At 43.2% G+C, this 7,275-nt stretch carries 5 protein-coding genes; all 5 read left to right on the top strand.

Annotated elements, in window-relative coordinates; translation table 11 throughout:
• The first annotated feature begins 407 nt into the window (after positions 1-407).
• The 5 genes from F7734_RS59760 to F7734_RS59740 all read left to right on the top strand — a co-directional run bounded on the left by F7734_RS59760 (position 408) and on the right by F7734_RS59740 (position 7,138).
• Positions 408-1,625, top strand: coding sequence for a glycosyltransferase (locus tag F7734_RS59760; protein ID WP_155753601.1), 1,218 nt, complete (start codon positions 408-410; stop codon positions 1,623-1,625).
• A gap of 102 nt (positions 1,626-1,727) precedes the next feature.
• Positions 1,728-2,918: a glycosyltransferase family 4 protein gene (locus F7734_RS59755; protein ID WP_155753600.1), complete on the top strand. Its 1,191-nt coding sequence runs from the start codon at positions 1,728-1,730 to the stop codon at positions 2,916-2,918.
• A 101-nt stretch (positions 2,919-3,019) separates the two neighbouring features.
• Positions 3,020-5,173 carry a polysaccharide biosynthesis tyrosine autokinase gene (locus tag F7734_RS59750; protein ID WP_155753599.1) on the top strand — a complete coding sequence of 718 codons (2,154 nt, stop codon included), beginning with the start codon at positions 3,020-3,022 and terminating at the stop codon, positions 5,171-5,173.
• A 2-nt stretch (positions 5,174-5,175) separates the two neighbouring features.
• Positions 5,176-6,609, top strand: coding sequence for an O-antigen ligase family protein (locus F7734_RS59745; RefSeq protein ID WP_155753598.1), 1,434 nt, complete (start codon positions 5,176-5,178; stop codon positions 6,607-6,609).
• A complete protein-coding gene (locus tag F7734_RS59740) occupies positions 6,602-7,138 on the top strand; it encodes a serine acetyltransferase (protein WP_243147637.1) in 537 nt (178 codons plus the stop codon). The genes F7734_RS59745 and F7734_RS59740 overlap by 8 nt, the downstream gene beginning before the upstream one ends.
• Positions 7,139-7,275 lie beyond the last annotated feature (137 nt).

The raw sequence follows: 7,275 nt of genomic DNA, 5'->3' as shown, positions 1-7,275 counted from the left end.
TTCTAATATAGCCTAATTCTCGGATAAATAATGTAAAAATAAAGCCAAAGGTTATGAAGATTTTGTAAAGATTTGACCTTGGTTGCAAAAATTAATGGTAGAAAATACTAGATTGTTGAAGAAAGCCATCAATTTATTTTAGTGAGACACAGCTTGCGATCGCATCTCCTAGTTAGGTAAAAAGTTTTTCTAAGTGTTATACGTAAAGAAAAGTTTGAGCTTCAGAGAAGTATACAGGGAGGAAGAAAAAATTTTTACAATCAATTATGAGAATACTACTAATGGAGGAATGCAAAAACTCGTAAATTTATTTAGTTTGTAGGAGGAAATGGTTAAATTTTTTTAAATTTTCTAAAAAAATAAAAAACTTTTAGAGCAATTGCACTTCACTGTGCAAGGTGGTCATAATGCGTAAGCCTGTTCTCACGATTTTTTACCAATTTAATCCTTGGAACACAACAATCGGAGGAATTCAGACACTTATAAAGACCTTCATTAAGTACGCTCCCATCGAGTTTGAAGTAAGACTCGTAGGAACAGGGGACAGTCTGGAAAAACCTGTTGGTGTATGGCAGCAAGCAGAATTTGCTGGCAAAGAAATCAGTTTTCTACCTTTATTCACATTGCAGAATGATAATGTTAGGAACTTGATACCAACAACATTGAAATATACGGCGGCTCTCTTAGGAAAGTGTTTTGAGTCAGACTTTATGCACTTTCACAGAATAGAGCCAACACTAGCTAGTTTTTCTTGGAAGGGGGAAAAAACGCTTTTTATACATAACGATATTCGGACACAAATGCAAGCGAGTGGTGACAAGAAAGCTATTCTCTGGCGAAGATTTCCGGCGGCGTATTTTGCCCTAGAAGGTTTATTAGTTCGTCAATTTGACCAAATTCTTTCTTGCAATACCGATGCAACCAAATTGTACAAACAGCGATACCCCAACCTGCAAGACCGTGTTAGATACATAAAAAATACTTTTGACAATGAAATTTTTTATCCCTTGACGGGAGAGCAACGTCAAGCTGAAAAGCGGGAACTAGCATCTCAACTTGGTTTAGCCGAAGAGACGCGTTTTGTGTTGTTTGCCGGTCGGCTTCATCCCCAAAAAGACCCGATTTTACTTGTACGTGCTATTGCTGCATTAAACGATCCCTATGTTCACCTATTGATTGCAGGTGATGGGGAGTTAGCAGCAGATGTTCGTGCAGAATTTGTTAAATTGGGGCTATCCAGTCAAGTTACAATGCTTGGAGCAGTTACCCAAAAGGAAATTGCACGGTTGCATCGTATCTGCAATGTTTTCGTGTTAAGCAGTGAATATGAGGGTTTGCCTTTGGTAGTTTTAGAAGCGCTTGCTAGTGGGACACCAGTGGTGACCACTCAATGTGGTGAAACTCCAAAGCTGCTTGGAGTTAAAAGTGGTGTTGTCTGTTCCGAAAGGACTCCAACGTGTATAGCAGAGGCTATACGCAAAGTTCTCATACATCCAGAGGATTACCCAACAGAAGCTTGCGTGCGGGCGGCGCAGCCCTATGCAGCTCGTACAGTTATTCGTGATGTTTACAGTGATATGTTGAGTCGCTGGGAGCAAAAAGTGCGTTTGGCTGTGGAAGTGTGAATAGTTAAAAGTGCTGGAGTTTTTTGACTTTTGACTTTTAACGTTTGATGTAAAGTGACCGCTACTAACCCATTTCAGATTACAGGTAAACACTAAATTCTTATGAAAATTGCTGTAATTGGTGCAAAAGGTTTACCTCCCAAGCAAGGAGGCATTGAACATTACTGTGCGGAACTTTACCCTCGAATGGTAAAACAAGGGCATTCGGTTGATTTATTTGCTCGTTGTTCTTATACAGACTGTTCGTGGCTTGACCGCTATGACTATCAAGGCGTGCAAGTCATTTCCGTACCGGGTTTGAACTTGAGAGGCGTCGATGCTTTTGTCACTTCAGCTTTGGGAGCCGTGGCTGCAAGCGCCAAGAAATATGATATAATTCACTTCCACGCTCTCGGCCCATCTTTGTTTACTTGTTTGCCAAGAGTTATCAATTCTGCAAAAATTGTTGTGACTTGTCAAGGTCTGGATTGGCAACGCGCCAAGTGGGGTAGTGTTTCAACTCGCGTCATTCAAACTGGTGAAAAGGCAGCCGTGCGTTTTGCTCACGGATTGGTTGTTGTCTCGGATGCACTGCAAGATTATTTCTTGCAAACCTATGGCAGAAATACAGTCTATATTCCCAACGCACCAGCTAGCTATGGTGAGTCAGATCCAAACTTTGGTTATGGTCGTCAGTTAGGGCTTGAGAAAGGACGCTACGTTGTGTTTCTGGGTAGGCTTGTACCGGAAAAGCGTCCCGATCTACTGGTTGATGCCTTTAGTGCTTTGAAACCCTTGGGATGGAAACTTGTTTTAGCTGGAGGTGTCAGCGATACGAAATCCTTCACCTCACAGTTATTAGAAAAGATAGCCCACAATCGAAATATTGTATTTGCGGGCGAACTTCGAGGTCCTCGTCTATGGGAAATAGTTAGGGGTGCGGGGTTATTTGCTCTTCCTTCCGATCTAGAGGGGCTACCTCTCGCTATGTTGGAGGCCATGCGGGAAGGAGTACCAGTTTTGGCAAGTGATATTCCCCCTCACAAGCAACTACTGGGTGGGAGTCGGGGAACGCTTTTTACTGCTGGAAGTGTAGATTCTTGCGTTCGCTCTTTGGATTGGGCGATCGCTCATCCTCAAGAACTAGCATCTATGGCAGTGCATGCAAAAAGGCACGTGCAACTGAACTATAGCTGGGAACGCATCACTACTGACAATTTGAACCTCTACAACACGCTTCTAGAATCACCCACTTCTGTAAGGCGATTGGAGCAAAATCGCACAGAGTTGGCTGAGGTTTTAAGTAAGAAGTGAGTTGTTAGTGGTTAGTGGTTAGTTGTTAGTGGTTAGTGGTTAGTTGTTAGTGGTTAGTGGTCAATCCCTAATGCCCATTGCCTATTGCTCGAGGATTTGTCATGGAAAAAAGTGTTTCATCTCTTCTAGGAGTGTTAAAGCGGCGAAGTTTGCCTGCTGTCGCAGCGTTTGTGGCTACAATTGGTGGTGCGATCGCATACCTTGCTGTTACGCCCAGTCAGTATGAAGCCTCAGCCCGATTGATGCTTGATACCACCCAAACAAGCATTTCTGAATTGGGTCGCAATATCTCACAAGTATCTTCAAATACACCGGGCGGTCCCAGTCCGTTGGCTGACACAGCAGAATTAGTCAAGTCCCAACGGGTTTTAAACCGCGCCGTGCAAATCTTTCAAAATAATCATAAAAGCACAACTCAGGTCACAACTCAAGACTTGAGTAAAGGTTTGGGAGTGAAAATTGTCCCTGCAACTAATATTCTACAGTTGAGCTATGAAGGGAAAGACCCAATACTTGCTGCTCAGTTGCTAAATGCTGTTGCGCGAGCAATGGAAGAAGAAAGCGCCAACACGATCCGCCAAGAAGCAGCTAACGTGCGGAAGTTTTTGGAAACGGAAGTCCCAAAGGCACGCAAGCAACTAGAGAATGCCGAACTTAAGGAGAATAAATACAGGCAAAGTAGTGGTATTATCTCTTTTACAAAGCAAAGTGAGAGTTTGGTTGATAGTTTAGCAACTTTAGAAAACCAGGAGCGTACTTTGTCTGCTCAACTTCGAGAGTTGCGATCGCAAGATGCATCACTGCGGCAAATTACCAATGCCACAGCCCCCGAAAGTGCCTATGCATCTGTCCGTGGGGGTCAAGACGAACAACTGAAAGAGTTGCGGACTAAGCTGACAGAATTGGAAACAAAACTGGCAGAGGTCCGAGCAAAGTATACAGAAAGCCATCCAGATGTACAAGCTCTACTCTCTCAAAGAGACAGCGTTCGGAATTTGTACCTTCAGGGACTCAATCGCGTCTCTTCTGGAAATCAACCTGTTGCTCCAAACAATGTACGTGCCGACGAGGTCAGCCAAAACCTCTCCGCCCAACTCATTGCTAATAATATTGAACGCACGGCAGTAGAAAATAAGCTGAAAAGTGTTCAAGCTCAACGCGGTAACCTCCAACTTCGCCTTGCACAACTCCCTATTAAACAGCAACAGTTGACTCCTCTTACCCGCCAGCGAGAAGAAGCGGCAGAGACTGTAAAATTGCTACAAAGCAAATACGAAGAAGCACGGATTGCAGAAGCGCAACAGGTAGGAAATATCCGCATTATTGAAGAAGCCCTTCCTCCAACTGCACCCGCATCGCCAAGACGCTCAGTTGTGTTGGTACTGGCAACTGCACTCTCGACTTTGCTCGCGACTTCCATAGTATTGCTTCTGGAGATGATGGACAATACCCTGCGGGATGCATCGGAAGCAGAAGACTTGCTCAAGCTATCCTTGTTAGGAGTTCTGCCACGGCTACCTTCAAAGACACTCGTTCTCGAACCAGCTCGCCGATTCTTAGACAATGTCAGCTTAGTTGAACCATACCGCATGCTCTTTAAAACCCTGGAGTTTCGCAGCGAACAGATGCGGGTGATTGTTGTCAGCAGTTCCATTGCAGGAGAAGGTAAATCTATCGTCGCCTCGCACTTAGCGGCTATAGCGGGTATGCTGTCTTGGCGGACACTGTTGATTGATGCAGATTTGCGAAGACCGGAACAGCACACGCTGTTTAATCTATCTGGTAAACCTGGGATGAGCGATGTGCTGGAAGGAGAGATATCTCTAGCAGATGCAGTGCAATCAACGGACATTGAGAATTTGGATGTGCTAACTTGTGGCGAGTTGCACGGACGCCCCTCACAATTGCTAGAGTCAGTTGCCATGAAGTCTTTGGTGGCAGAAGCGGCTGAAAATTACGATTTAGTCATTATAGATACACCACCTCTCAGTGCTTGTGCTGATGCAGCAACCCTAGCCAAGCAAAGTGATGGAGTCATGCTAGTGACACGTCCCGGCTTTACTCTGAAGGAAATTCTTTCCCGAAGTGTATCGGAGTTAAATCGAAATCGTATACCTATCTTAGGAGTTGTGGTCAATGGAATGACAAGTCAAACAGAAAAGTACTACCAGTATTCTGTGAACGGTTACCTACCGCGAAAGCAATTGACAACTTCAGGAAGAAGAGATATTTTAAACAGTTCGAGGTCTAAGTAACAATGTGGACGCATCAAAGCTCAAGTCGTTCTGCTCGTTTGGGTCTCTTGATTGGGTTAGCAGGTGTAGGGGTTGGTGTAGCGACAGGATTTCTTGTTGGCACCAAGCCCTTATACTTGATTTTGGCTTTCGGTGCAGTACCAATTCTTTTCTACTTTTTTGCTCAGTTCGAGCAAGCAGTTATAGGTTTATTAATCCTGCGTAGTTCTCTAGATGCTTTCTCGTCTTTACAACTACCAGCTCTTTTTGCGATCGCACTAGACGCTCTCACCATACTTTATGTAACAGTGAAGTTACTAACAGGTCAACCTGTAAAGGTTGATAAGTTTTGGTGGTTCTTTGTGGGCTGGTTGATAATACAGAGTCTGTGGGTCATACTTTTACCATTAGGAGCATTAGGGCTAGGCACTCCGTTTTTATCAGAGGCTATTCGGGAGTGGGTACGTTTATTAACTTGGGCAATGGTGTACTTACTCGTGATGCAACTAAAAGATAAAATATCACCAGAGAAATTAGTCTCCGGGCTTTTTTTGTCTTTAATCATACCAGTAGCAGTAGCGTTAATGCAGATGTTTGTGCCTTCGCTGCTACCTCCCATGCTTTCAATTGGTGGCGGAGGCGGTTTCGGTGCATTGGCTGAAGGGGCGCGAATCAGAGGGACTTTCGGTATGGCAAATACCTTTGTCACCTTCTTATTATTATTTATTGGTTTAACCTGGTGGAAACTGAAATGGGTACAGCATCGGTGGCGCTGGCTGGTATTGCTTGGCGTACTGACGAGCTTGTTTGTCAGTACCAAGTCCTTATTTAGCTTGATGATGCTTGCTGTTTTTGTCTTGGTTTTGATTGCTCCCAGATTGAGCTTGCTGAATTTGATTGGTGGAATATTGCTATTTGGGATCGTGATTGCCTTATTTGCCAGTTCAGAATTTGGGCAACAACGCCTCACCTCAATTGCTAACACACCCCTTCTCAATCCCGATATTGACATATCACGGGCAATACTCCTGTCCGAGGGGGATCATAATAGCTTTAACTGGAGGCTTTCTCAGTGGAATTTACTACTCAAGCGATGGCAAGAGTATCCGTTTTTAGGATACGGTTTGGGTTTGAGCGTTCAAGTCGCTGGTAATGGATTCTTACCCCACAATGACTACATTAGGGCGGTAATTGAGGGAGGAATTCTCGGTTTTGTGACTTATATAGGCTTTTTCTTAGCTCAGGGAGTACGTCTTGTTCAATTAATGTATCAAGCACCCCGTAACAGCCGACAATATGAATTGTGTTTTATTTTGTTAGCTATTCTAGCATCTCTTCCTGTTGGAATGATTACAGAAAATATCTGGAGTCATACAACTCTTTTTTTCTACTGGTGGGCTTTGTTTGCAGTCGTAGGTTGGAATTGGAGTGAGGAATATGAAGAAATTCATGAATGACATACTACAAGATTGGAAAATTAATCAAGACACAAGCTTAAAATCCCGTCTCATATTATTAATGTTTCGCATAGCACAAAAGCTTGGTGATTTACCAACTCCCTTTTCTTGGATTTCCAAGTTTTACTTTGGTATATATCTGTTCATTGTTGATTGGCTCTTAGGTGTTGAATTGCCCTGGAACACCCAAGTTGGAACAAAACTAAAACTACATCATGCACGGGGATTAGTTATCAATCATGAAACTATAATTGGGAACAATTGTATTCTCAGACATTCAACAACAATAGGAAACAAAAAACTCTTGGATGGGTCAATTAGTGGTTCACCAAAAATAGGCAATAATGTAGATATTGGAGCTAATGTTGTCATTCTTGGTGAAATTACAATTGACGATGATGCAGTGATTGGAGCTGGTTCTGTTGTTGTCAAAGATGTTCCTAAAGGTGCTGTCGTTGCAGGCAATCCTGCAAGAATTATTCGCATGACAAATAAAACGATGTCTTCCGTGTTAGTGGTTAGTGGTTAGTGGTTAGTGGTTAGTGGTTAGTGGTTAACAACTAACAACTAACAACTAACAACTAACAACTAACAACTAACAACCAACAACCAACAACCAACAACTAACAACCAACAACTAACAATCAACAACCAACAACCAACAAC

Source organism: Scytonema sp. UIC 10036, assembly GCF_009725235.1.
Note: the sequence above shows the minus strand (reverse complement) of the source record. Positions and strands in the feature narration are given on the sequence as shown.